The 23,903-nt window shown below is 48.0% G+C and carries 23 protein-coding genes, 1 other RNA gene and 1 riboswitch; of the genes, 22 read left to right on the top strand and 2 right to left on the bottom strand.

Annotated elements, in window-relative coordinates; genetic code table 11:
- The first annotated feature begins 329 nt into the window (after window positions 1-329).
- Window positions 330-1,766, top strand: coding sequence for a GntP family permease (locus A0U42_RS09745; RefSeq protein WP_230198017.1), 1,437 nt, complete (start codon window positions 330-332; stop codon window positions 1,764-1,766).
- A gap of 56 nt (window positions 1,767-1,822) precedes the next feature.
- On the opposite strand, the gene A0U42_RS09740 is transcribed toward A0U42_RS09745, so the two are convergent.
- The gene (locus A0U42_RS09740) at window positions 1,823-2,257 is read right to left on the bottom strand and encodes a MarR family winged helix-turn-helix transcriptional regulator (RefSeq protein ID WP_044503437.1); all 435 of its coding nucleotides are present in this window, start codon (window positions 2,255-2,257) and stop codon (window positions 1,823-1,825) included.
- 185 nt (window positions 2,258-2,442) lie between these two features.
- Between A0U42_RS09740 and A0U42_RS09735 the strand changes: the two genes are divergently transcribed.
- From A0U42_RS09735 to A0U42_RS09655, 18 genes are all read left to right on the top strand, one after another.
- Window positions 2,443-2,892, top strand: coding sequence for a GtrA family protein (locus tag A0U42_RS09735; RefSeq protein ID WP_044503438.1), 450 nt, complete (start codon window positions 2,443-2,445; stop codon window positions 2,890-2,892).
- 14 nt (window positions 2,893-2,906) lie between these two features.
- Complete coding sequence (locus tag A0U42_RS09730; protein ID WP_065360810.1) at window positions 2,907-4,448, top strand: M20/M25/M40 family metallo-hydrolase; 1,542 nt, start codon at window positions 2,907-2,909, stop codon at window positions 4,446-4,448.
- Between the two features lie 134 nt (window positions 4,449-4,582).
- Window positions 4,583-5,701 carry an outer membrane beta-barrel protein gene (locus A0U42_RS09725; RefSeq protein ID WP_083122520.1) on the top strand — a complete coding sequence of 373 codons (1,119 nt, stop codon included), beginning with the start codon at window positions 4,583-4,585 and terminating at the stop codon, window positions 5,699-5,701.
- A 139-nt stretch (window positions 5,702-5,840) separates the two neighbouring features.
- An RNA gene (ffs, locus tag A0U42_RS09720) (signal recognition particle sRNA large type) lies at window positions 5,841-6,032 on the top strand.
- 43 nt (window positions 6,033-6,075) lie between these two features.
- Window positions 6,076-8,046 carry a DNA polymerase III subunit gamma/tau gene (gene dnaX / locus A0U42_RS09715; RefSeq protein ID WP_065360808.1) on the top strand — a complete coding sequence of 657 codons (1,971 nt, stop codon included), beginning with the start codon at window positions 6,076-6,078 and terminating at the stop codon, window positions 8,044-8,046.
- A 26-nt stretch (window positions 8,047-8,072) separates the two neighbouring features.
- The gene (locus tag A0U42_RS09710) at window positions 8,073-8,390 is read left to right on the top strand and encodes a YbaB/EbfC family nucleoid-associated protein (protein WP_044503334.1); all 318 of its coding nucleotides are present in this window, start codon (window positions 8,073-8,075) and stop codon (window positions 8,388-8,390) included.
- Window positions 8,390-8,980 (top strand): recombination mediator RecR, encoded by a 591-nt coding sequence (gene recR / locus A0U42_RS09705; RefSeq protein WP_065360807.1) that lies wholly within the window; start codon window positions 8,390-8,392, stop codon window positions 8,978-8,980. Before A0U42_RS09710 ends, recR begins: the two co-directional genes overlap by 1 nt.
- 7 nt (window positions 8,981-8,987) lie before the next feature.
- Window positions 8,988-9,233 carry a pro-sigmaK processing inhibitor BofA family protein gene (locus A0U42_RS09700; protein ID WP_044503332.1) on the top strand — a complete coding sequence of 82 codons (246 nt, stop codon included), beginning with the start codon at window positions 8,988-8,990 and terminating at the stop codon, window positions 9,231-9,233.
- Window positions 9,234-9,254: 21 nt separating this feature from the next.
- Window positions 9,255-10,391 carry an efflux RND transporter periplasmic adaptor subunit gene (locus tag A0U42_RS09695; RefSeq protein ID WP_065360806.1) on the top strand — a complete coding sequence of 379 codons (1,137 nt, stop codon included), beginning with the start codon at window positions 9,255-9,257 and terminating at the stop codon, window positions 10,389-10,391.
- 21 nt (window positions 10,392-10,412) lie between these two features.
- Window positions 10,413-11,162: an IclR family transcriptional regulator gene (locus A0U42_RS09690; RefSeq protein ID WP_044503330.1), complete on the top strand. Its 750-nt coding sequence runs from the start codon at window positions 10,413-10,415 to the stop codon at window positions 11,160-11,162.
- A complete protein-coding gene (locus A0U42_RS09685) occupies window positions 11,159-11,770 on the top strand; it encodes a DNA-3-methyladenine glycosylase (RefSeq protein ID WP_065360805.1) in 612 nt (203 codons plus the stop codon). Before A0U42_RS09690 ends, A0U42_RS09685 begins: the two co-directional genes overlap by 4 nt.
- A 13-nt stretch (window positions 11,771-11,783) precedes the next feature.
- On the top strand, window positions 11,784-12,698 hold the full coding sequence (locus A0U42_RS09680; protein ID WP_368042867.1) for a DUF2156 domain-containing protein: 915 nt from the start codon (window positions 11,784-11,786) through the stop codon (window positions 12,696-12,698).
- Window positions 12,699-12,710: 12 nt separating this feature from the next.
- Window positions 12,711-13,871, top strand: coding sequence for an enhanced intracellular survival protein Eis (gene eis / locus A0U42_RS09675; RefSeq protein ID WP_065360803.1), 1,161 nt, complete (start codon window positions 12,711-12,713; stop codon window positions 13,869-13,871).
- Window positions 13,872-14,177: 306 nt separating this feature from the next.
- The gene (locus A0U42_RS11845) at window positions 14,178-14,726 is read left to right on the top strand and encodes a hypothetical protein (protein WP_255304162.1); all 549 of its coding nucleotides are present in this window, start codon (window positions 14,178-14,180) and stop codon (window positions 14,724-14,726) included.
- 21 nt (window positions 14,727-14,747) lie between these two features.
- Entirely contained in the window at window positions 14,748-15,452 is a 705-nt protein-coding gene (locus tag A0U42_RS11840; protein WP_255304161.1) for an AsmA family protein, read from the top strand.
- 142 nt (window positions 15,453-15,594) lie between these two features.
- On the top strand, window positions 15,595-16,107 hold the full coding sequence (locus A0U42_RS09665; protein ID WP_065360802.1) for a ferritin: 513 nt from the start codon (window positions 15,595-15,597) through the stop codon (window positions 16,105-16,107).
- Window positions 16,108-16,140: 33 nt separating this feature from the next.
- Window positions 16,141-16,318: riboswitch (cobalamin riboswitch) on the top strand.
- Between the two features lie 176 nt (window positions 16,319-16,494).
- Window positions 16,495-17,496, top strand: coding sequence for a sirohydrochlorin cobaltochelatase (locus A0U42_RS09660; protein ID WP_065360801.1), 1,002 nt, complete (start codon window positions 16,495-16,497; stop codon window positions 17,494-17,496).
- A gap of 128 nt (window positions 17,497-17,624) precedes the next feature.
- Window positions 17,625-19,208, top strand: a complete 1,584-nt coding sequence (locus A0U42_RS09655) for an acyl CoA:acetate/3-ketoacid CoA transferase (RefSeq protein ID WP_065360800.1) — start codon at window positions 17,625-17,627, stop codon at window positions 19,206-19,208.
- 67 nt (window positions 19,209-19,275) lie between these two features.
- On the opposite strand, the gene A0U42_RS09650 is transcribed toward A0U42_RS09655, so the two are convergent.
- A complete protein-coding gene (locus tag A0U42_RS09650) occupies window positions 19,276-20,736 on the bottom strand; it encodes a hypothetical protein (RefSeq protein ID WP_065360799.1) in 1,461 nt (486 codons plus the stop codon).
- Window positions 20,737-21,048: 312 nt separating this feature from the next.
- Between A0U42_RS09650 and A0U42_RS09645 the strand changes: the two genes are divergently transcribed.
- The 3 genes from A0U42_RS09645 (at window position 21,049) to A0U42_RS09635 (ending at window position 23,694) form a co-directional block, all read left to right on the top strand.
- Window positions 21,049-21,831, top strand: a complete 783-nt coding sequence (locus tag A0U42_RS09645) for an enoyl-CoA hydratase-related protein (RefSeq protein ID WP_044503321.1) — start codon at window positions 21,049-21,051, stop codon at window positions 21,829-21,831.
- Window positions 21,832-21,930: 99 nt separating this feature from the next.
- A complete protein-coding gene (locus A0U42_RS09640) occupies window positions 21,931-23,079 on the top strand; it encodes an acyl-CoA dehydrogenase (RefSeq protein ID WP_044503320.1) in 1,149 nt (382 codons plus the stop codon).
- A 264-nt stretch (window positions 23,080-23,343) separates the two neighbouring features.
- Entirely contained in the window at window positions 23,344-23,694 is a 351-nt protein-coding gene (locus tag A0U42_RS09635) for a desulfoferrodoxin family protein (protein ID WP_065360798.1), read from the top strand.
- The last annotated feature ends 209 nt before the right edge of the window (window positions 23,695-23,903 follow it).

The following is a 23,903-nucleotide window of genomic DNA, read 5'->3' as shown; positions in this document are numbered from 1 at the left end:
ACGGGTGGAGGCGACTGTCAGAACCTGTCTGTGTGTGTCATCGCGAGTGAAGGACTTTTCATAACCTCGATAGTTTGAAAAAAGGCAGTCATTGCCGAAGGAGGGGTAAATTGTTAGAAAAATATTTTTCAGATTTTTGATGGTATATTCGATTTGTCTGAAGCTTCTCGTGAATAAAGGTACTTATAATGATAGGGCTGAACTGGAAAAATGCGGATAATCGTATGGCAGGAATTCATGGAATTTCCAATTGGGCAAAAAAACGCAAAGGCTGTCTTAAGCCGTTATATTTTATTCTCAGCTTATTTCACGTATGATGAGGGTACGAAATGAGTCATTCGGAAACAGAAGAAAAGGAGAATAAGTATATGGAAATCATTGCTATTGTATTGAGTTTGTTCTTATTAGTCACATTCGCTTACCGCGGATTTTCGGTCATTTTATTTGCACCTATTTTCGCATTGTTTGCAGCGAGCTTTTCCGGTCTGCCAATCTTACCGGGGTACACGGAATTGTTTATGGCGAAAGCCGTTACCTACATCAAATCCTTCTTCCCGGTCTTTCTGCTCGGTGCCGTTTTCGGCAAGATTATGGAAGAAACGGGGATGGCCCGCAGCATTGCCTTGGAAACGATTCGACTCATCGGGAAAGATAAGGCCATCTTCGCCGTCGTCTTTGCCTGCATGATTCTCTGCTACGGCGGCATTTCCATGTTTGTATGTGCTTTTGCCGTTTATCCCTTTGCAGCAGCTTTATTCCGCGAAGCCGATATTCCTAAACGCTTGATTCCGGCCTGCTTTGTAGCCGGTGTCTTCACGGCTACGATGGACTGCTATCCGGGATCGCCTCAGATCCAGAATATTATCCCGACGATTTACTTGGGAACGACGACCTTTGCAGCTCCGATCTTAGGTTTAATCTGCGGGACCCTGCTGATTATCCTCTGCTTTATTTATCTTGAATTCCGTCGTAAACAACTGGCTCGTTCCGGTGAAGGATACGGCAACCATACCCTTAACGAAACGGTCATCGATCCGGAAGCCAAACTTCCGCCCTGGCAGTTGTCCATTATTCCCCTTATCGTCGTCTTAGTTTTAAACTTCTATTTCTCTATGATTTTCCAGTGGGATGAGTCTTTATTGAGCCCCTTCCGCAGCATGAATGTTCCTCTTCTGGCTAAAGGTGTTCACAATGTCGTCGCCATTTGGGCTCTCGTCATAGGCCTCTTGGCAGCCATTATCATTGCCAGTGCAACAGGACGTAAATTCATGTCCAAAAATACGAGCATCAAAGCGGCTCTGAATGCCGGTGCTTTAGGATCCCTCCTGGCTATTATGAATACGGCTTCCGAAGTCGGTTACGGCAACGTCATCGCATCTTTGCCGGGATTCATGGAAATCGCCGATGCCCTCTTAGGGATTGGTCAGGGCATGCCCCTTTTCAACGTTGCCTTAATGGTCAACATCTTGGCCGGTATTACCGGTTCTGCTTCGGGCGGCCTCAGTATTGCCCTCGATATTTTCGGTCAGCACTTCTTGGCTGAAACGGCAGCTGTCGGCATTCCTGCAGAAGTCGTCCACCGTATTGCCGCTATGGCATCGGGCGGTATGGACAGCCTTCCCCACAATGGCGCCGTCATCACGACCTTGGCTATTTGCGGTCTGACTCATCGTGAAGCCTATAAAGATATGTTTGCCATTACGATCTTAAAAGTTATCATTGCCTTCTTCGGTGTATTCTTCTATATGCTGACCGGCATCGTATAAAAAGAAAAAGTTCGTGAAAAAAGGTACTGACTCAGACGAGGCAGTACCTTTTTCGGCTATTCTTTTAGTTCTGTTGAACATACTCTTCCGATTCGGGTCAGGATGTTCAAGGCATCTTCGCGCTCTTTGGGCGTAAAATCTTTGAAAACCAAGTCATTTAATTCTTCGATTTTCTGCTGCACCGGTTCTCGGATGGCCATGCCGGCTTCCGTCGGTCTGACTCGGATGCTGCGGCGATTTTTCGGGTCCAGGATGCGGTCGATGAGGCCCCGTTTCTGCATTCGGTCGAGGACGCCGGAAATGGTTGAGTTTTCGACGCGAAGAATCGTTGCGATTTCCTTTGGCGTCAGGGTTTCATTTTTCCAAAGACAGGCCAGTACGCCGTATTGACCGGGGGTAATGCCGAATTCGGCCAAGTGTTCGGAAAAAATTAAAAATACTTCATGTTGTGAAATAGTTAGTAAAAAGTTAATACATCTCGTGTAATCCACCGGATATCTTCCTTCTTTCTGAAAATATTTCGTATTACTAATTACTATATATTTTATCATATTTCAGTATATATAGCTATCAATTTTTTTTGAAATAAAAGAAAAGCGGTCAGGATGTAGCAATTCTGTATCTCCTGCCGTATAATGAGATTGATAAAATAAGAAAGCAGGATTCTGGGGGAACCATGAAGCAAAAGAAAATATTTGGATTTGACTACACGGATAATGAGTACATGAAAATCTTTATGTACCTTTTGGTCGGCGGTTCGGCTGCCATATTAGAGTGGTCGTTGTTTTATATTTTTTTCAGGCTGCTGTCGGCGGCCCTTGTTTTTTCCGTACAGACGCAGACTGTCTTAACGGCTACGACCATGGCTTTTGCCTTATCGACACTGTATCATTATATTCTTTGCAATCGCTTCGTCTTTGACAGCGGCAGCCGTTATCAGCGAGGAACGGAAGTATCCTTGGTGTTCGTCGTCAGTGCTATGGGCCTTGGCTGGAACCTGTTGCTCATGTGGCTGTTTACATCGCCGGCATTTTTGGGCTTAAATCCGATGATTTCAAAAATCATGGCCAGCGCCATCGTTACCGTATGGAATTACGTATCGCGCAAAAAGTGGATTTTTAAATAGAAGGGGGTGTCTTTATGGCACAGGCAGCAAGAATTATGGAAATTTTGCAGGAAATGATTCATATCGACAGCGAGACGAATACGCCGAAAGAACGACAGATTGAACAGTATTTACAGAAGTTCTTTGCCGAAATGGATGTTATCAGCGGACTCATTCACGTACCGAACGACCGCTGTGAACGATCCGTCGTCTACGGATTGGTTCGGGGGAAAAGCAGTCGTACCGTTATTTTTATGAATCATCATGACGTCGTCGATATTGAAGTATACGGCAATCTGCGCGACCAGGCTTTTGATCCGGAAGAACTGAAAAAAGCCTTGTCCCATAAAGATATGAATGAAGACGTACGCCGTGACCTTGAAAGCGGAGAATGGCTGTTCGGCCGCGGTTCGTGTGATATGAAAGGCGGTGCCGCGGCTCAATTGGCCGTCTTTGAAGACTATGCTAAACATCCGGGAGAAGCCAGTTTACTGTATCTTTCCCTTCCCGACGAAGAAACGTATTCGGCCGGGATGCGGACAGCCATCACCTTGCTCAATGAACTGCGCAATTCCTATCGCCTGACGTACGATATCCTCATCGACAGTGAACCGAACCGTAAGGTAAAGGACGAGATTATTTCGTTTACCGGAACGGTCGGCAAGATACAGCCGGTCGTCTTTGTTCAAGGTAAACCCGTTCACATCGGACTCTATGATACGGGAATCAATCCGGTAGGCGTCTTGTCCCAACTCATTGCCAATACGGAAGGCAATAAAGAATTGACCGATTCTTGTGAGGGTGAGCAGACACCGCCGCCGGCCTGGGTCTACCTCCGCGACCGAAAGGAACGGTATGATGTTACCCTGCCTCAGCGCGTCGCGGCGGCCTTGAATCTCCTTACGTATCAAAAGACACCGGATGACGTGATGTATGTCTTGTTGGAAGAAACGAGGCGTGCCGTTCACGATTTGTCTCAGAATATGGGGCGGGATTTCCCTATGGATGTCCTCGGTGCTGACGAACTCATGCAGCAGGCCATGGCCTATCCCGGCTTCGATGTTTTTTATCAGGCTGCTAAACAGGCATCCTTTGTATCGCTCCAAGAAGGAAAGAGTACGTATGTTGAAGAAACGATTCGCCTGTTAGAACAGATTCTTGATTTTACCGGCATTACGACGCCCATGGCCGTTGTGGCCTTTGCCCCGCCTTATTATCCGGCAGCTGACAGCATGGCCGCGCAAAATTCGGATTTTACCGGGTTGTTGGAAAAATTGTCCGCTATGGAATCCATCCGGTTTAACCGTTACTTTAACGGCGTTTCCGACTGCAGTTACTGCTGCGTCGATCCGAATTTTAATGAAAAGATGATTGAAAAGAACCTTCTCTTATGGGGGAAAGCCTATCCCTTCGACTTAAACAGCCTTAAGAAACTTCAAATCCCCTTTATGCTCTTAGGTCCTTGGGGGAAAGACCTCCATGAAAGGACGGAACGGGTCAATATCGAAAGTGTATCGAAGAAACTGCCGGCTGTCTTAGATGCGATTCTTTCATACGTTGGGAAAATAGATTCTTAAAAGATATCGGAATTCTTAAGTAATGATGAAAATGCATTGCAAAATGTAACTGTATTGTAAAACAAATATGGTATACTATGAAATAATAATGTCGTAAGCGACAATATTAAATTCAAATAAGAAAGCAGGGATTGATGATGAACAAAAAATCTTTAGTCTTGGCTGCTGTTATGGCAGCATGCTCTGCATCCTTGGCTTTTGCTGCGCCGCAGACGCAGTGGGAACAGGGACAGTGGCAGGTTGATTTGGGCGCCTGGAATACCAAGGCTTCCGTTGATGCTGATAAAGTCGTTGGTGTAGGCGGCGATGTCAGCACAGATACAAACTGGAACTTCCAGGGCGGCGTAACCTATGGTCTTACGGATAAATGGGGCCTTCAGTATAACTACTATGGCCTGAAATCCGATGGCAACAATGAAACTCTCGGTATTGGTACCGACGGTTCTCAGCAGGAAGTAAACGCCATTTACTCTATCAATAAAAACTTTGCAGCCTATGCCGGCTGGAGCCGCATTGAAAATGAATTGAGCGGTCGCGGTTATTCTGCATCCGATACCAACAACATCGCTCAGATCGGCTTGATTGCCAAAGCTCCCTTGGCTGATAAACTCGACGTTTACGCAAAAGGTGCTTTGGGTACCAAGAGTACGACTATGTGGGAAGCCGGTCTCGGCTACCATGTCACGCCGGATCTCGACGTCAACGCCGGTTATCGTTATTTAAACACCAAACTTGGTGATAAAGGCGATTTAAATGACGATGCCAATATTTCTTACAAGGGCTTCATTGCCGGTGTTTCCTATCGTTTTGGCGGCGGTCCTAAGGAAGAAGCTCCGGAACCGGCAGCTCCTGTTTACAACCCGGCACCGGCTCCGGCCCCGGTTTATACTCCGGCTCCGACCCAGGCTCCGGCTAACGACTACTATCTCGAAAGCGTTCACTTCGGATTTGACGAAGATCAGCCTCTTGCTTCTGAAAAAGCAAAGATGGACCACTTCGTCCAGGTTGCTAAAGCCTATCCGAACGACACCTTTAAACTCGTCGGCAATACCGATGCTAAAGGCAGCAACGCTTACAACGATGACCTCTCGAAACGCCGCGTAGACAACGTTGCCGCTTATGCAGAAAGCCAGGGAGTTCCGGCCTCTCAGATGGTCCTCGATTACAAAGGCAAGACCGATCCGGCCAGCACCAATGACACTGAAGAAGGTCGTGCCGATAATCGCCGCGTCGATATTTGGCATCACTACTAAGATTCAGCTTCATCGCTTTGAAATCGTAGATAAAACTCGCATGGCAGATGCCATGCGAGTTTTTATATACGGAATAAGGGCTGACTGGGACTCATTGAAAAAAATTCTTGATTTTTTCAGAAATTTTCTTGCCAAAATCGTTTTTTCACGATATAATAATGTAGCTAACTTAATAAGAGTACTGGTGCGTGGTAATCCGTTGGGGCTTGTGCAATGGGAACCTATGAACCTTGTCAGGTCCGAGAGGAAGCAGCAATAAGTAGATCTTTCCATGTGCCACGAGGAAACCTGGCGGGTTACCATACACGAGTACTTTTCAGTTGGTAAAAGCAGCGGTTAGCTGCTTTTTTTCATATACGGAAGGAAAGGTATCGATGGCATACATTGCACTATACCGTAAATGGAGGCCTAAGGGATTTGAAGATGTTGTCGGCCAGTCCCATATTACGGAGACATTGCAAAAAGCGATAGAGACGGACAAGGTTGCTCATGCCTATCTCTTTTCGGGCCCTCGCGGGACCGGCAAGACGAGTACGGCCAAAATCTTTGCCCGGGCTATGAACTGTGTTCACGGACCGACGGCTCACCCCTGCAATGCCTGTGAAGCCTGTCTCCATATTATGAGCGGTGAATCCTTAGATGTCGTTGAAATCGATGCCGCCTCCAACCGTAGTATTGAAGATATCCGCACCTTGCGGGAAACGATAAAATTTATGCCCGTCGAAGGGCATAAGAAAATTTATATCATCGACGAAGTTCATATGCTGACGACAGAAGCCTTTAATGCTCTGTTGAAGACATTAGAAGAACCGCCGGCACACGTCATCTTTATTTTGGCGACGACGGAACCGGAACGGATTCCCCTGACTATTTTATCGCGGTGCCAGCGCTATGAATTTCGCCGTATTACAAGTGCCGATATTGCCCATCGCCTGCTCTACGTCGCCGAGCAGGAAAAGATTGAACTGACGAAAGGGGCCGCCCATATCTTGGCCGTCCAAGCCGACGGCGGCATGCGCGATGCCTTGAGTATGTTCGACCAATGCGTCAGCAATACATCGGGGGCTGTCGATGAAAAATTGGTCCGCGATTTACTGGGTCTCATAGGAAAAGATTGGCTCTTTTCTCTGTCCCAGGCTATTTTTGACGGGCGAAGCGACGTCATTATCAAGGGCGTCGACGATATCATCCAACTGGGCAAAGAACCGAGGGTGATCCTGACCGAGATTTTAGCCCATTTAAGGGCTCTCATGCTCTGTCAGGCAGCACCCGGATCAGATACGCTTTCGGCTTACAGTGACAGCATGGGGGAACTTCGTAAACAGGCGAAGTCTGCCTCGCCGGAAACTATTTTTCAAGTCGTCGATGTGTTGCAGCAGGCTTTACTGACGGCGAAAACGTCGCCGGTTCCGCGCATTGCCGTTGAAATGGGGCTGCTCATGGCGGCCCGTAAATTAACACAGCCTGTTACTGCTGTTGATACGGGGGCGCATATCCCGAAGCCGGCGCCTAAAAAGCAGCATCACGAGGCGATTCCCGTACCGGAAGAAGACGATTATCAATCGTTTAGTGCGCCGGAAGAAGCCGTTCCCTTCCCCGATGATGAGTTTACATCGGTTCAACGAATGGCGCCGTCTGTCGAACGAACTTCCGGAAAAGATGCTTTGTTTGCGGCTGTCCCCTCAAGGCAATCCAATCAAAAGCCGACTTCTCCGTCGGCAGAACCGACGGCAGCGCCGGCTCATCAGAATGTGCCTGAAACGAAGGCGCCGGCTCAGCCGGCAGCTTCGGATGCAGCTCCTGTCGTATCGGCTGATTATCAGAACGTTTGGGATAAGATGTGTGCCATTCTCGACAAAGAGAAGAAGAAAGCTGTTCTATCCTGTATCCGCAATGGACGCGTCGTTTACATCGGCGATGGGCAGGTTATCGTCGCCTTTAAGACGGCCTTCATGGTTAAACGGGCGAATCGCGAAGATTACTTTAAACTTACCGATGAAGCCTTGTCTTCCGTCCTCGGAGGGGCCTATCATATGCAGGGGTTCCTTGAAGGGGACGATGAGCTGAAGACTTACGAAAAAAAAAAGCATAAATCCGTAGCGGCAGCGCCGGTCGTTCCGGAAGTCCAGGAAGTCGTCCGACCTCCGGAACCGGAACCGGAACCTGAACCGCTGTCGGAAATACCTGAAACCGATATTCAAGCTCCTACAGCCTTGCCCGAATCCGACGAAGAAGTGTGGCAGCCGGCCTCTGTCGACGACATGAACGCCGATGAAAGGGCCGCTCTCGGGCCATTGATTAAAACGGTGGGAGATTGTAATATATATATAGAAAATAAAAAATAAGCTTGAAAGAAACAGGAGGATATCAAATGTTTGGTGGAAATATGCAAGGCATGATGAAAAAAGTACAGAAGATGCAGAAGGAAATGAAGAAACTGCAGGAAGATTTGAAAAAACGCACCGTAGAAGCGACGGTCGGCGGCGGAGTCCTGACCATCGTCATGAACGGTGAAAAAAATGTCGAAAGCGTTCACATCGATCCGAGCATCATCGACCCGGAAGATGCAGAAATGCTGGAAGACCTCATGGTAGCTGCCGTCAATGAAGCCAATAAGAAAGTTGACGACATGATGGCTCAGGAAATGAGCAAGATTACAGGCGGGATGAACCTGCCGGGAATGTTCTAATGGATACGCCGTTAGACAAGCTTACCGAGCAGTTCCGCTGCCTGCCGGGGATTGGCGTTAAAACGGCTCGGAAGCTGGCCTATTACATCGTTCAGCAGCCGACGGGCCGCGTCGATGAATTTATCAATGCCATTCGCGATGCTAAGGAAAATATGCACTTTTGCTCGGTTTGCTTCAACTTGTCTTCTCAGGACCCCTGCCCTATCTGTAGTGATACCAGCCGCGACCATTCGACAATCTGCGTCGTAGAAACGCCGCAGGACGTCCAGGCTATCGAGCGAAGCGGTGATTACCACGGCTTATACCACGTCCTTCACGGAGCCCTTTCTCCTTTGGACGGAGTTAATGTCGAGGATTTGCGCATCCGAGAATTGCTGCAGCGTTTGGGCAATACCGATGTAAGGGAAGTTATCTTGGCCACCGATCCGGATGTGGAAGGAGAAGCAACGGCCTTGTATTTGTCGCGTCTCATCAAGACGGCCGGCATTCGCGTAACTCGTATTGCCCGCGGACTTCCTATGGGCGGCGATATCGAATATGCCGACGAAGCGACACTGGCAGGTGCCGTTGCCAATCGGCAGGAAATGTGAGGAAGGTATGGAATATCTGTCGATAGCCATCGGCGTCGTTATCTTATATTTGGTGCATAAGGTGATTTTGACTCCTATGCGCCATCTCGTGGTCAATGTCATCATTGGCCTTATCGTATTATACGGCGTCAATCATTTCGGCTATCTTTTTGGTTTTCAGCACGTTCCGATTACGCTGGCAACAGGCCTTATTATGGGTCTGTTTGGCCTGCCCGGCGTCGTGCTGGTTACGTTGTATTACACGTTTTTTTAACGTATGCGAAGAAGGGATATCGTGAAATTAAAGAAATGGGCTGTATTGGCCTGTACTGCGGCCTTCGCGGTTTCTGTCCTGTCGGGATGCGGTAACAGCGTATCTACGGAAACAGAGACGGTTTCCAAGTCGAACCATCCCGTAGCCCTGACCTTAGATGCAAATATTACGGCTTTGAATGTAACCAACATCGTTCCAAAAATCTCGGGAAAGCTGGTATCGACTCCGCTGGCCGTCGGTCAGCAGGTAAAAGCCGGTGACGTCGTCGCCCAAGTCGATGCTGCCCCATATCAACAAAGTGTCAGTCAAGCTGAAGCCGAACTGGTAGCGGCATCTGCGGCAGCGGCTCCGACGTATCGGACGGTTACCGTTCCGGACAGCGGCAGCAGCGATAATGGCGGCCGTCGGGCTGAATTGAAAGCCTGGTATAATATGGGGGCCTTATCCAAGGTTGAATACAATCAGATGATGGCCGATTCAGGCGGCGGCACTCAGACTGTCCAGGTTCCTGAAGCGGCACCGGTCAATCAAGAACGAATTGCTCAGCTCCAGCAAGCCATTCAGACGGCTCGCGACATGCTGGGGAATGCGACGATTTATTCGCCTATCGAAGGGCGGGTAACGGCCGTATCCGACAATCCGTCTATCGCCGTTGCCGGCAATGTATTGGCGACGATTCAACAGATGTCACCGTTGGTTGCTACCTTTGCCGTACCGGAAATGTATGTTAAGGCCTTGTCTGAGGCTAAGGGTGCAGGCAGTTTGCAAATTTCCATCATTGCGCCTTCCGGCGAAACGGAAACCGGTGAATTGACTTACTTGGCAACCGAAAAAGATCCGTCAACCGGTTCCTATATGGCAAAAGTTACCTTTAATAACGCCAAGAATCTCTTTGTTCCCGGTGAATTTTACCACGTCCGCATTGCCACGCCGCAGGAAGTTTCACAGATTACCGTTCCGAAGACAGCTGTCCGTACCAAGGACAGCGGTGATTTCGTTTACATCGTTAACAGCAGCGGTTTAGCCGATGCTCGGTCCGTATTGACCGGCGATGAATCGGACGGCCGCGTCGTTATTTTAGATGGCCTTCAAGAAGGCGATATTGTCGTTTCCGATCCGCCTGATTCACTGGAAATCGGAATGAGTGTAAAGTCATAATTTCAAGGGAGGGTGAGGCCAGTGGGCAAAGATGAACATCAGAGCAGTTTATTGAAATCTCTGGAAAAAAGCCTTGATGTCCTCGATTTGTTCGTCGAGTGCAATACGGGGATGACCTTAAAGGAAATCGCCGAGCATACGGGCCTGAACACGTCGACGGCATTCCGCATTGTAAACACGCTGGAACGCCGTCAATACCTGACTCGCAGCGATGCATCCAAGAAATACCGCCTGGGACCTAAGGCGCTGGCTCTCGGATACTCGTCGCACTGGACGGAAAATGTGGTCACCTTGGCTAAACCTTATTTACGACGTTTACAACAGTTGTTTAATGAAACGGTCAGTATCTATATTGCGGAAGGTGAATTTCGCATCTGCCTCGATCATGTAGAAAGCACTCACTCACTTCGACGGGTCATTCCTATCGGTGAGTCCCTGCCCCTTTACAAGGGAGCTGCCGGCAAGGTGCTTTTGGCCTGGGCTCATGATGACGAACGCCAAGGCTATATCGATAAATACGGCAACATGTCTGAAGAAGAGTTTGCTTCCATTCGCCATAACGGCTATGCCATTACGCAGGATGAAAGCGAACATGGCTTGTTTGCCCTGGCTGTTCCTATTTTTAACTTCGAAGGGCAGGTCATTGCTTCCTTGACAATTGCCGGTCCGTCTATGCGTTTTTATGACTCTATTCGTCAGAAGATGCTGTTTAAAGCCAGTCAATTTGCTAATGAAATTTCACATTCCTTAGGATACCGGAAAAAATCATGATAGGCTCTACTTGGACGCCCCGGGAATTTTTATCCGATGCCGTAACCGTTGCCCAAAGGCTTCTGGGACAATATCTTGTTCATAAGACTCCGGAAGGCCTTTGTGCCGGACGAATTGTCGAAACAGAAGCTTACGGTTGTACCTGTGACGGCGTAGCTGACGACGGCTCTCATAGCTTTCGCGGCCTGACCGGCCGAACGGCTCCCATGTTTCATAGGGGCGGTATTAGCTACGTTTACTTGATCTATGGAATGTATTCTTGTTTCAATGTCGTTACCGGTCCGTCCGGACAGGGGCAGGCTGTCCTTGTTCGCGCTGTCGAACCGGTCATTGGAATGGAATTGATGGCCGAGCGCCGCAAGGCTAAGAAGCTCGGCAAGAACCTGACAAACGGGCCGGGGAAGCTCTGTCAGGCGTTTGGAATTACAAGAGTGCATAATGAGCTTGATTTAACGGGGCCCAGCCTTTATATCGCTCATGATGACACCGGGTCTGCCGTTGATATCGTGCAGACGACGCGCATTAATATCGATTACGCAACTCATGGAAAGCATTTTCCCTGGCGTTTTTATATTAATGACAATCCTTATGTATCTAAGGTGCTGTAACTTTTAGGGGGAGATTACTATTATTCAATTCAGAGAATTTAGATTAGAAGATAAACCGCTCATCGATGCCTATTTTAATGAAAAGCGGTATGAACAGGCCGACGCGACCTTTATGACCTTATTTGCTTGGCAAAAGCCCTATGAAATCCAGTGGGCCGAAGAAGATAACGTCCTCTATGTACGTTCCGGCCGCGGTAAAAAGCAGTTCTGGATTCCGCCTTTTGCCCGTAAAGACGGCAGTTTTGTCAAAGGCGTCCTGCGCATGCATGAATGGTTCGAAGAACACGGCTATCCCTTTCTCATGAAGGGCGTTACGCCGGCCGCTGTCGAACGAATCAAGGCCCTCTGTGAAGACTGTTATGACTTCACACCTGACCGGGACAATTACGAATACGTATACCTGACCCAGAGCCTGATCAACTTATCCGGTAAAAAATTCCGTCAGAAGAAAAATAATCTCAATCACTTCCGAAATCAATATATCGGTAACTGGGAATATGTGCCCATTACAGAAGATATCTTTGACGAATGTCTCGAAGCCGAAAAGACTTGGTATAATCAGCACGAAGACGGCGATGACGACGATGAACTCTTAGGAGAACGCCACGCTATCGAAACGGTCTTTAATAACTGGTCGGTACTGCAGCCGACGGGCGGTGCTATCCGTATGTATAATAAAATCGTGGCCTTTTCCATCGGTGAAATGCTCAACGATGATACGGCCATCATCCATTTTGAAAAGAGTGATCCTACGATCCGCGGTCTTTACCAGGCCATTAACCATGAATTCGTCGTCCACGCTTGGGGCCATACGACCTACATCAATCGTGAAGAAGACATGGGGATTCCCGGCCTGCGCCATTCCAAGGAATCGTACAATCCCGACCATTTCGTAGAAAAGTACGACGTCACGCTGCGTAAGAAATAAGGGGGCTTTTTTATGGATTTCCGCTTGGCATCTCCTGAAGACCGAGGTCTCGTCGAAAGCCTTTGGGACTATTGCTTTGAACATCGGGAAGACCCGTTCTTCCAGTGGTACTTTAACAATTTCTATCAGCCGGAAAATGTCCTCATGGGTTTTCAAGATGATGAGATGGCCTGCCTGACGCACCTCAATCCCTACACACTGTCCCTAAGGGGCAAGGCCATTGATACGTCTTATATCGTCGGCCTTGCCACCCATCCGGCAGCCCGTCGCGGCGGCATTGGCGGTAAATTGTTGACAGCGGCCTTAGTTGAAATGAAACGACGCGGCCATTACGTCAATATCCTCATGCCCAGTAAGGCCGGTTTCTATCAGCCTTACGGCTATGAACTCTATTGCCATCAGTGGAAAGAAACGCTGCCCCTTGAAGCCCTGCGCCCGTTGACGGATCGTACCGTTCGCTACGCCTTCGTCAACAGCAGCGACCAATGGCCATACTTGGCAGCCGTGTATGACGGCTATACGAAGGGGCTTTCCGGCTATGCCCTGCGCGATGAAAAAAGCTGGCGCAGCCATATCGACGCTCAATTGGGAGAAGGCAATATTGCCGTCTGTTTCGATGGCGATACGCCTATTGGATATGCCTTTTATCAATTGGGACAACCGACGATTGTCAGTGGTGAATTTGTTTACACCTCTCGTAAAGGCAAGGCCGGCCTTCTCGGTTACATGTATAACCATCGTTCTCAAGGCGAAGCCTTTCAGTGGAACGAAGGCATTCACGACCAGTCCTATCGCTTCTATCCCGATGGAAAATCGGGCCATGAAACGATGCCCTTCATGACCGGCCGCATTGTCGACGTCAAAGGGGCTTTGGAACAGCAGCCGTATCGAAGTGACGGTACGGTTACCTTCCATACGGAAGATCCCTTGGCCGATTGGAACTGCGGCACCTTTACCTTGACCGTAACCGATGGCCGGGGCATTGTTACCCGAGAAATGTCAAAGGATGCTGATGTTACCATGCCTATCGGAACTCTGGCCTTATTGGTCTTTGGTGCCATGGACGTAAACGACCTGGTATTCAATGAAAAACTCCAAGGTTCGGATACGGCCTTAGAGATCTTGCAGGACTTGTTCCCTACAGAAAAAAACTGGATCAACGAATGGTATTAAAAACTTTTATGAATGCTGTCTCTCCGGGGGCAGCATTTTTGATATCGGATACGGCCTTCGACATCACTCTTTGGTAAGATGGAAATGAAACGGGTTTACATTGATTGATATAACAATAATAGCGGTAACTATGCCGATTTTTATTTTGAAATCGTCCTTTGTTTAATGGAATAGTAAACTTGTAAATGACTCATTTCTTATCATTTGGCGGTTTGATTTTTATGTTTTGTTCAAAATACAGCAGCTATGGAGGTTCGCGTGGGTAATTGGGTTCGTCGTCATAAGAAAAAAATTATACGAGGCTTCGTGGTCTTCTTAGTATTAGCTGCAGCCCTTTATGGACTGTGCTTTTATATGAGCTACAAGGCTGCCGATATTTTTAATAAGACCGTTGCCGAACGCCAATTGTTCCCGGGGACGGTCACGGTGGAACGACTGACAGCGACACCGGGTGGGACCGTTTCCTTTGAAAACCTGCTCTGGGTCGATGAGGACGGTAAGAAGTTGGTAGAGGTCCCGGACGGAGAGTTTACCGTCAAGATCAGCGATATCCTTACCGGGCGCATTGGAACCCAGACACTTGAAACAGTGACCCTGAATAATGCCTACCTCCACCTGATTTTTAACGATAAGATGGAACTTCAGCACATCAAGTCTAATCCCGGCGACAGTGATAAAAAGGGGAAGAAGGTCATCGAACTTACGGGACCTAAGGGCAATCGCCCCTTTAACTGCCGTGTCGTACTGCATCACAGCGTCATTGAAGCGGAATCGCCGGACCGTCACTTTACCATGGAAGACGTCGATTTGGATGCGGATATCCATACTAAGGGAAAGACCGATATCAATCTGTAGGCCGGCCCCTTTTCCGGAACCGTGGCGGCTAAATCTCTTCGCATCCGAGGCAGCATTGATTTTGCACCGGAAACGCCGCAGTATGACTTATTCCTTCTCCTGACCGACTGCAATCCGAAATCCCTCGGCGCCGGTCTCGATATCGACGATCCGGCGACCGTATCGGCTGACATAAAGGGCCCCTTAGATAAACCTGTCATCGACGGGATTTTGACGATGGATAAGCTCGATATTACGACCTTAGTATTTACCGACGTCAAAGGTCAGGTTCACTATGAAAAAGGCCTTCTTGATATCCGTGATGTCACGGCCGGTGTTTTCGGCGGTTCTATGAAGGGACGGGGACAGGTCAATTTAGATGATAAATCCTACACGGCGGATATCGTAGGGACCCAGCTTCAGGGGAGCATTGCTGCCCATGACCTGTTTTTGCGCTGCGATGTCGACCTCAATCTTCATATGGAAGAAAATCGCACGACTGGAACGAAAGCTGTTTATGGAGATTTTTGGTCCGGCCCGGGACGTTACCATGGCCTTCCCTTCCGAGGCATTTCCGGTTCCTTTGCTCAGGATGGTAAAGACCTCCATTTCCAAGATGTCGTCGTATCCATGTTCTTCGGTGACGTTTCGACAGATGCCTTGTCGATTGTCGACGGTAAGGTCCACATGGGAACCATCCATGTCGAGTACAAGGATGGCAGTCACAGTCATCATAAGGGCCCTTGATATAATTAATTAATATTGATTTTTTGTGGAAAATAGCTTAAACTATATTTAAGCATCTTCCAAATGTGTTATAATATAGCTGGTTAAATAAAAACCAGTTTTGTGCGAGTTTAAAGATAAAGACCTATAAGGAGGTATTACTATGCTTGATGCAAAAGTAAAAGAATTAATTAATGCTCAGATTAATGAAGAATTTTTCTCTGAATATTTGTATTTGTCCTTTGCCAACTACTTCTATGACAACGGTCTCGACGGCTTTGCCAACTGGTACGATATCCAGGCTCAGGAAGAACATGACCACGCCATGTTGATGCGGACGTATCTGCACAACAACGGTGAAAGAGTTATCTTTGAAGCCGTTAAACAGCCTCAGAACGACTTTGCAAGCGCAGAAGCCGTCCTCAAAGAAGGCCTGGCACATGAACAGTATGTAACGTCCTTGATCAATAAAATTTATCATGCCGCTGACAGCGTCCATGATTACCGCACCATGCAGTGCTTCGACTGGTTCGTCAAAGAACAGGGCGAAGAAGAAAAAAATGCCGACGACCTGCTTAAAAAATATGAACTGTTTGGTAAAGATGCTAAGGGCCTCTATTCCCTCAACCAGGAATTACTGGCTCGTACCTATGTAGCTCCGACCTTAGTCTTATAAGATAAGGAATCGGCTAACTACTATTTCTTTACAAATACATAGCGTATATCAGGTGCGTAAGCTCAATAGAGAAGTCCGGTGAAAGACCGGTGCGGTCCCGCCGCTGTAAGGAGGAGCCCGGCTGCTATGATGCCACTGTACGAACGTATGGGAAGGCGCAGCAAGGCTGTGATTCCGAGCCAGAAGAACTGCCTGGTTAAAAATCACCGATTGACCTGCGAGCGATGGGGATGGCGATTGATAGTCAGAACTTACGACGATATAGACTAGGAAGAGTCTCGCATGATGTCATGAACATCTGTGCGAGGCTCTTTTTTTATGGGAATCATTCGATGGTGAACGCTTAATGTATATAATTTTACTTTTTTATTTAAAGGAGAGATTGTTATGCGTTGTAAAAAATTGAAAACCGCCTTGATCCTGTCCCTGGCTATTACGTCTATGGGTGCCTTCGGCGCCACGTCCTTTGCTGCCGGCTATACCCTCAATCCGGAAGTCAAAAATCCGACACCGGCCTTAAAGCAGGCCGCTGAAATCGGCGTCCGTACCTATAACAACCCGGCTATGCAGAACGTCGCCAATAAAGACGCCATTTTGGTACTCAGTTTTGGCACGACTTATAAAGACAGCCGCCAGAAGACGATTGATAAGACCGTTTCTGACATTCAGGCAGCTCATCCGAATCAAAAAGTCGTCGTAGCCTTTACGTCTCATATCATCGTCGACCGCATTAAAGCCAAAGAAGGCCTTGATATCCCGACGCCGGAAAAAGCCTTGGAACAGCTGAAAGAAGACGGCTATACCCGCGTTGCCATTACCTCCCTCGATGTCATTCCGGGCATGGAATACGCCTACGATTCGGCTATTTTTGACCTCTATAAAAATGACTTCAAGAAAATGACCCTCGGTACGCCGATTCTCTATTGGATGGGCCAAGAAGATCAGCGCGACGACGTGGAAGAATTCGTCCAAGCTTTTTCGACCCAGTTCCCTAAGATCGGTGACCAAGAGGCCGTTCTGGTCATGGCCCACGGTACGCCCCATCCGGCTAACGCCTACTACTCCGTCGTTCAGAACCGTCTCGATTCCGCAAAACTCGGCAACGTTTACATCTATTCCGTCGAAGGCTGGCCTCACTTGGATACGGTCATCCCCATGCTCAAAGCTAAAGGCATCAAACACGTTACCCTCATGCCGATGATGATGGTTGCCGGCGACCATGCCAACAATGATATGGCCGGTACCGAAGAAGATTCCCATAAGAGCATTCTTGAAAAAGAAGGCATTACCGTTACCCCCTATATTCACGGTCTCGGTGAAAACGATGCCATCCGTCATATGTTCGTCGAACGGGCCGATGAAGCATGGAATGCCCTGGAAGCTGAATAATTTGACTTCTTGGAATTTTTTCATACAAAAATAGTCCATCCTTTTCATGTATTATTCCACTCCAACCTTTTGTATACTGAAATCACGAAGAACACGTCATGAAACGTGAGATATAGGAGATGGAAGACATGAAACAAGTGAAAATAATTACAGCTCAAGAAGCGGCAATGCTGGTAAAAGACGGCGACGTCGTAACGACAAACGGTTTTGTTGGATCCGGTCAGCCTGAAGCCTTGACCAGTGCCCTTGAAGAACGGTTCTTAGAAAGCGGTGCTCCGAAAGACTTGACCCTTATCTACGCTGCCTCCCAGGGGAATACCGATGGCCGCGGCGGCGATCACTTCGCCCATGAAGGCATGCTGAAAAAAGCCATCTTAGGTCACTGGAATGCTGTTACCGCCCTCCAGGCACTGGTAAACGACAATAAGATTCAGGCATACAACCTGCCCCAGGGGACTTTGGCTCAGTATTTCCGCGACGTTGCAGCTCACCGTCTGGGCACGATTACGCACGTCGGCCTCGATACCTTTGCCGACCCCCGCATCAGCGGCGGCCGCCTCAATGACGTTACCAAAGAAGACTTCGTCAAAGTCGTCGAAGTCGACGGTCATGAACAACTCTTCTATCCGCGTATGGATATGAACGTCGGTTTTATCCGCGGCACCTATGCCGATGAATGGGGTAACGTCGTCATGAGTAAGGAAGTGTCCCCCTTTGACGCAACGCCTTTAGCACAGGCCGTTCATAACAGCGGCGGCACGGTTGTCGTCCAGGTCGAAAAAATCGTCAAAGGCGGTACCCTCGACCCGAAATTGGTAAAAGTACCGGGAATCTATGTCGACTACCTCGTTCAAGTTGACGATGAGGCGAAACGCCAGCAGTCCTTCGACTGTGAATACGATCCGTCCCTGACCGGCGAAACGACGATTCCCGTCAAAGCCCTCGATCCGGCTCCGCTCAATGCTAAAAAAGTCATTGCCCGCCGGGCGGCTCTCTTGCTCCTCAACATGAGCAATGAAGCGGTCATCAACTTGGGCATCGGCATTCCGGAACTCGTTTCTTCCGTTGCTAACGAAGAAGGCATCGGCGACAGCCTGACCATGACCGTCGAAGCCGGGGCTATTGGCGGCATTCCTCTCGGCGGCGTCCGCTTTGGCGCCTCGGTTAATGCCGAAGCCTATATGGACCAGGCTACACAGTTCGACTTCTACGATGGCGGCGGCTTGGATCTGACCTGCCTCGGCCTTGCTGAATGCGATAAAGACGGCAATATCAACGTTTCTAAATTCGGTACGCGCATTGCCGGCTGCGGCGGCTTCGTCAATATCACCCAGAATACGAAAAGCGTTGTCTTCTGCGGTACCTTTACGACGGGGAAACTCCGCGAAGAAATCAAAGACGGTGAACTCCACATCCTTCAGGAAGGGAAAGTCAAGAAATTCGTTCCCGAAGTCGGTCACATTACTTTCAGCGGCAACTATGCCCGTAAACATAAACAGCATGTCCTGTACATCACGGAACGAGCTGTATTTGAAATGAAAGAAGACGGCGTCCACCTTACGGAAATTGCACCGGGCATCGATCTTCAGAAAGACGTCCTCGATCAGATGGGCTTCACTCCGATTATCGACGATGTCAAAATCATGCCGGCATTCCTCTTTAGAGATGAACCGATGGGCTTGAAACAAATGAAAGAAGATTTGAAAAAATAAGCTGAATCGCGATATAAAACAGGCTCCATGAATCATGGAGCCTGTTTTTCGTTGCCGGCATATTTTATTATTTGGATAAGGATACGGTCCGTTCAATGAGGGGCTTGTACGTTTCGTATTTCTTATTGAGCGCGTCCTTGTCGTACTGGCGGTACGACGGCTGGTTTTTCATATTTTGGAAGGCGTTGAGCAGCAGTGAATGAAGGCGATTGCTGTTGATGATGTAGAATGAATCGGCATCGTTATGGATGTTCCGCTTGTTCTTTTTCAGGAAACCTGTCTTGTAGTTGGAATAGAAGGACAGGTCCTTTCCCCTGTAGAAGCCTTCATTAACGGAGGGCAAGAGGACGCCCATGGTCAGCTTGGGATTCTTTTCCATGTCCTCGAGAACGCTTTTTATGTGGGCTTTTCGCTCTGCTGCCGTCAGGTTGTATTCGATATCGGTCAGATAGATATATCCCGATTCGACGTAGCGCAGGAGAGACGTCGTCGGTATCATGAAGGTGATTTCTGCGGCATTGAGGACTTCTTCCCAGGTTACGCACAGGCGTTGAATGGAAAATGCCCGTTCCGGCGATACGTTTTGGCTGATACTGTCGAACACTTCGTGGGGCAGGAGAAATTCAAAACCGATGGTCAAGTAGAAAAAGAAGCGCGTCGTCGCATAGAAGGCCGTGCGGTATCCCAATTCATCGAGGCCTAAAGAACTTGCCGTTGACATGATGGGTCTCTGTTCAGAGCCGGTGAAGCTGAATTTTTCATAAATATCCCATACCATGGATTCATCGAAGATATAGGTGCACATCTTAAAGCGCATTTGCGGGTCCAACGCATATTGAACGACGAAGGATCCTTTCAAGATGATGAGGTTGGCATTGGCCGATTCCTTCATGTCGTAAAAGACAAAGTCAATATCGAGGTATTCATCTAACGTGCGATAAAGGTTAATCAAAGCTTCCGGGTCGGCTTCCAATTTGTCAAGGTCCAGTCCGACACGAACGACGAGCTTATTTTTGAACTGAAGTCCTTCGAAATATTTCCAGAATCGGGAACTGCAGATGGTAGTGAATTCGCCGAGTACCAAGAGTTCACCGTCTTCTTCAAGATTCTGGATGCTCTTTTGCAGGAGGTCTGCTAAGAAAGCCGAAGTATCATGGTGGCCCGTAACGACTTTGATGGACGGACGATTTTCTTTGCTTTTCGGAGCCCGGTTTTGATGTAGTGTCGTCCGATATGCTGAGCATAAGTACTGGCTGATTTCAAAACCCAGGTCTTCCGCTTGTTCCGGAATGGGGAAGGATTTGAAGAACTTATCTTCCTTCTTTTGCTTGACGATGAGTTCGGCAAAATACTGCCCCATATCTTCATTTATCCGCTCTACATAGCGGGAAGACGGTAGTTTTGTACCATTGCTCCACTTATTGACATAAGAAACGTCATAGCCGACGACGTCAGCCAGGGCGATAAATTTAGCCTGCGTAAAGGAAATGAGCTTTTTTAACGTTGCAGAATATCCATCTGAAATCATAGTGGCCTCCTTAGAATGGATTTTTATATTGATGTAGGAATCTACATATCTTTCAATATGTTATGAAAATTATTCATTCGCTGTATAAATTAAGTTCAACAAGCATGTACATTTTATCACATACCACGGACGATAACAACGAATTTGACAAAAAAATTCACAAGGACTTAATTCTATGCAAAAAAGGGCAAGCCTTTCCTGTTTTGTTCCAAGTCGGTCATTTGTATACTGTAGTCACAATGTTGGTTCAAGACGAACCGACAAATAGAACATAGTTAGTTACGATTAGAACTATATTAGGAGGCTTTCATTATGGATTACAAAAACATTAAATTCGTCAACGAAGAAGGTATCGGTATTTTAACAATCAGCCGTCCCAAGGCCCTCAACGCTTTGAATACAGAAACGGTTACGGAATTGAACGACTGCGTCGGCAAAATCGAAAACGATGAATCGGTCAAAGTCGTCATCATTACCGGCGACGGCGCTAAATCCTTCGTAGCCGGTGCCGACATCGTAGAAATGTCGACGAAGAACCCTGTTGAAGGCCGTAAATTTGGCAAGATTTCCCAGGATACGTTTACTCGCATCGAAAACCTTCCTCAGCCGGTCATCGCTGCTGTCAACGGTTTCGCTCTCGGCGGCGGCTGCGAACTCGCCTGCGCCTGCGACTTCCGTTATGCTTCGGACAATGCAAAATTCGGCCAGCCTGAAGTTGGTCTCGGCATTACCCCGGGCTTCGGCGGCACTCAGCGCCTTCCCCGTGTCGTTGGCCGCGGCTATGGCAAAGAATTGATCTTCCGTGCCAACATGATCGATGCTAACGAAGCTTATCGCATCGGCTTGGTCAACAAAGTCGTTCCCCAGGCTGAATTGATGGATGTCTGCAAACAGACGGCTAAAGAAATCATGGCTAATGCACCTATCGCTGTACAGCTCGCTAAGACGGCTATCAACCGCGGTATCAACTGCGACGTCATCACCGGTATCGCTTATGAAGACGAAGTCTTTGCACTGTGCTTCTCCACGGCCGACCAGAAAGAAGGCATGGACGCATTTGTAAACAAACGTGCTAAAAACTTCCAGGGCAAATAATCATCACCCATAAGCATAAAATAGGGCGCCGTTTGGCGGCGTCCTTTTTTATAAATATTAAGTATGGCATAAGAACTATTTTTAGGAGGAACACCTACCATGGATTTTAAACTTACCGAAATGCAGCAAGATATCGCAAATCTCGCCAGAGATTTTGCTGAAAAAAAATTAGCTCCCACTGTAAAAGATCGCGACGAACAAGAAATTTTTGACCGCGCTATCCTCGACGAAATGGGTACCCTCGGCCTTCTCGGCATTCCCTGGGAAGAAGAAAACGGCGGCGTCGGCGCTGACTTCCTCAGCTTGGCTGTTGCCTGCGAAGAAATCGCTAAAGTCGACCCCTCTATTGCTCTCAGCTTCGAAGTACACACCATGCTCTGCTCCTGGCCGATTTGGAAATTCGGTACGGCTGAACAGAAAGCGAAATACCTCAAACCCTTGGCAGAAGGCACGAAACTCGGCGCATTCGGCCTTACCGAACCGAATGCCGGCACCGATGCTTTGAATGGTTCTACCGTTGCTGTTAAAAATGAAGACGGCAGCTATACCCTGACCGGTTCTAAAGTTTTCAATACCAATGGTGGTGAAGCGGACGTTACGGTCGTATTCGCTTCGACGGATAAATCCCTCGGTGCAAAAGGCATGAGCGCTTTCATCGTTGAAAAAGGCATGGAAGGCTTCACTTACGGCAAAAAAGAAGTTAAAATGGGGATCCGCGCTTCTGTACAGCGTGAACTCGTATTCCAGGACGTTAAAATCCCGGCTGAAAACCTCCTCGGCAAAGAAGGCGAAGGCTTCAAGATTGCTATGATGACCCTCGACGGCGGCCGCGTCGGTGTCGGTGCTCAGGCACTCGGCATTGCAGAAGGCGCTTACAATGCTGCTCTCCAGTATGCGAAAGAACGTACGCAGTTCGGCAAACAGATTGCAAAATTCCAGGCTGTCAGCTTCATGCTGGCTGATATGAAACTCAAGATCGAAACAGCCCGCCTGGCCGTTTATAAAGCTGCTTGGAAAATGTCCCAGCCCGACGTTAAATCCTATTCCGTCGATGCTGCTATCGCTAAGAAATACGCATCCGATGTCGCTATGCAGGTCACGACCGATGCTGTACAGGTCTTCGGCGGTTATGGCTTCACCCGTGAATATCCGGTCGAACGCTACATGCGCGATGCTAAGATCACTCAGATTTACGAAGGTACCAACCAGGTACAGCAGATGGTCATCTCCGGTGCCATCCTCCGCTAAGTTTTAAACCTTACTTTCTCCTCAACAAATAATGATATAGAATAATAGTATATAACCGCTTACATAAAGGCCCTGACAAAACCTCCGTCAGGGCCTTTATTTTCGCTGCTCAATGATAAGCATGCTCATTATGCATGAATCGGTTGACAAGGATGACTTCATAAGGTAGAATAAAACAAAAATAAAGCTTTGTTGCTAAATACCTAACTATGTTTACCCTATTATTAATCATATATTTGAACCATTCACAGAGGAGGAGTTAACATGAAAGACGTAAAATTCTATCAGCTTGAAGGTAAAAATGTAGTAGCATTACTCAGCGGTATCGTAGAAGGCGCAACGCCGATTGCTGTCGGCTCTGTCGACGCAGCTAAAGAAAAACATATCCCTGACGTAAAACGCGTGGGAGATACCATCGAAGTTACCGTTGGTTCCGTAGAACATCCGATGCTCGAAGAACATTACATCGAATGGATTGCCTTGGCAACGGACGACAAACTGGAAGTTAAATTCCTGAAACCGGGCGATGCTCCGAAAGCCGTTTTCGCAGCTGTCGATTCCGGCGTCGTATATGAATCCTGTAATCTCCACGGCATCTGGAAAGCCGAATTCTAATCCATAATGCATCTTGTAAGGCCCGCCTCTTTGAAGCGGGCCTTTTTTTGTATATCTTTTCTACATATAGTCTTGACAATTCCTTTACACGGGAGTATACTGAATAAGCTGTCAGGGAGAAATCTTAAGACAGTCCGGCTGAGACAACAGCCGACGCGAGTACGATTTGAAAATTTTTCAAAAACGTGCTTGACAAGCTCCTTCGAGTT

The organism is Megasphaera sp. DISK 18 (assembly GCF_001682955.1).
GTDB lineage: Bacteria > Bacillota > Negativicutes > Veillonellales > Megasphaeraceae > Megasphaera > Megasphaera massiliensis.
The sequence above is the reverse complement of the archived record's forward strand: the minus strand, read 5'-3'. Positions and strand labels throughout refer to the sequence as shown.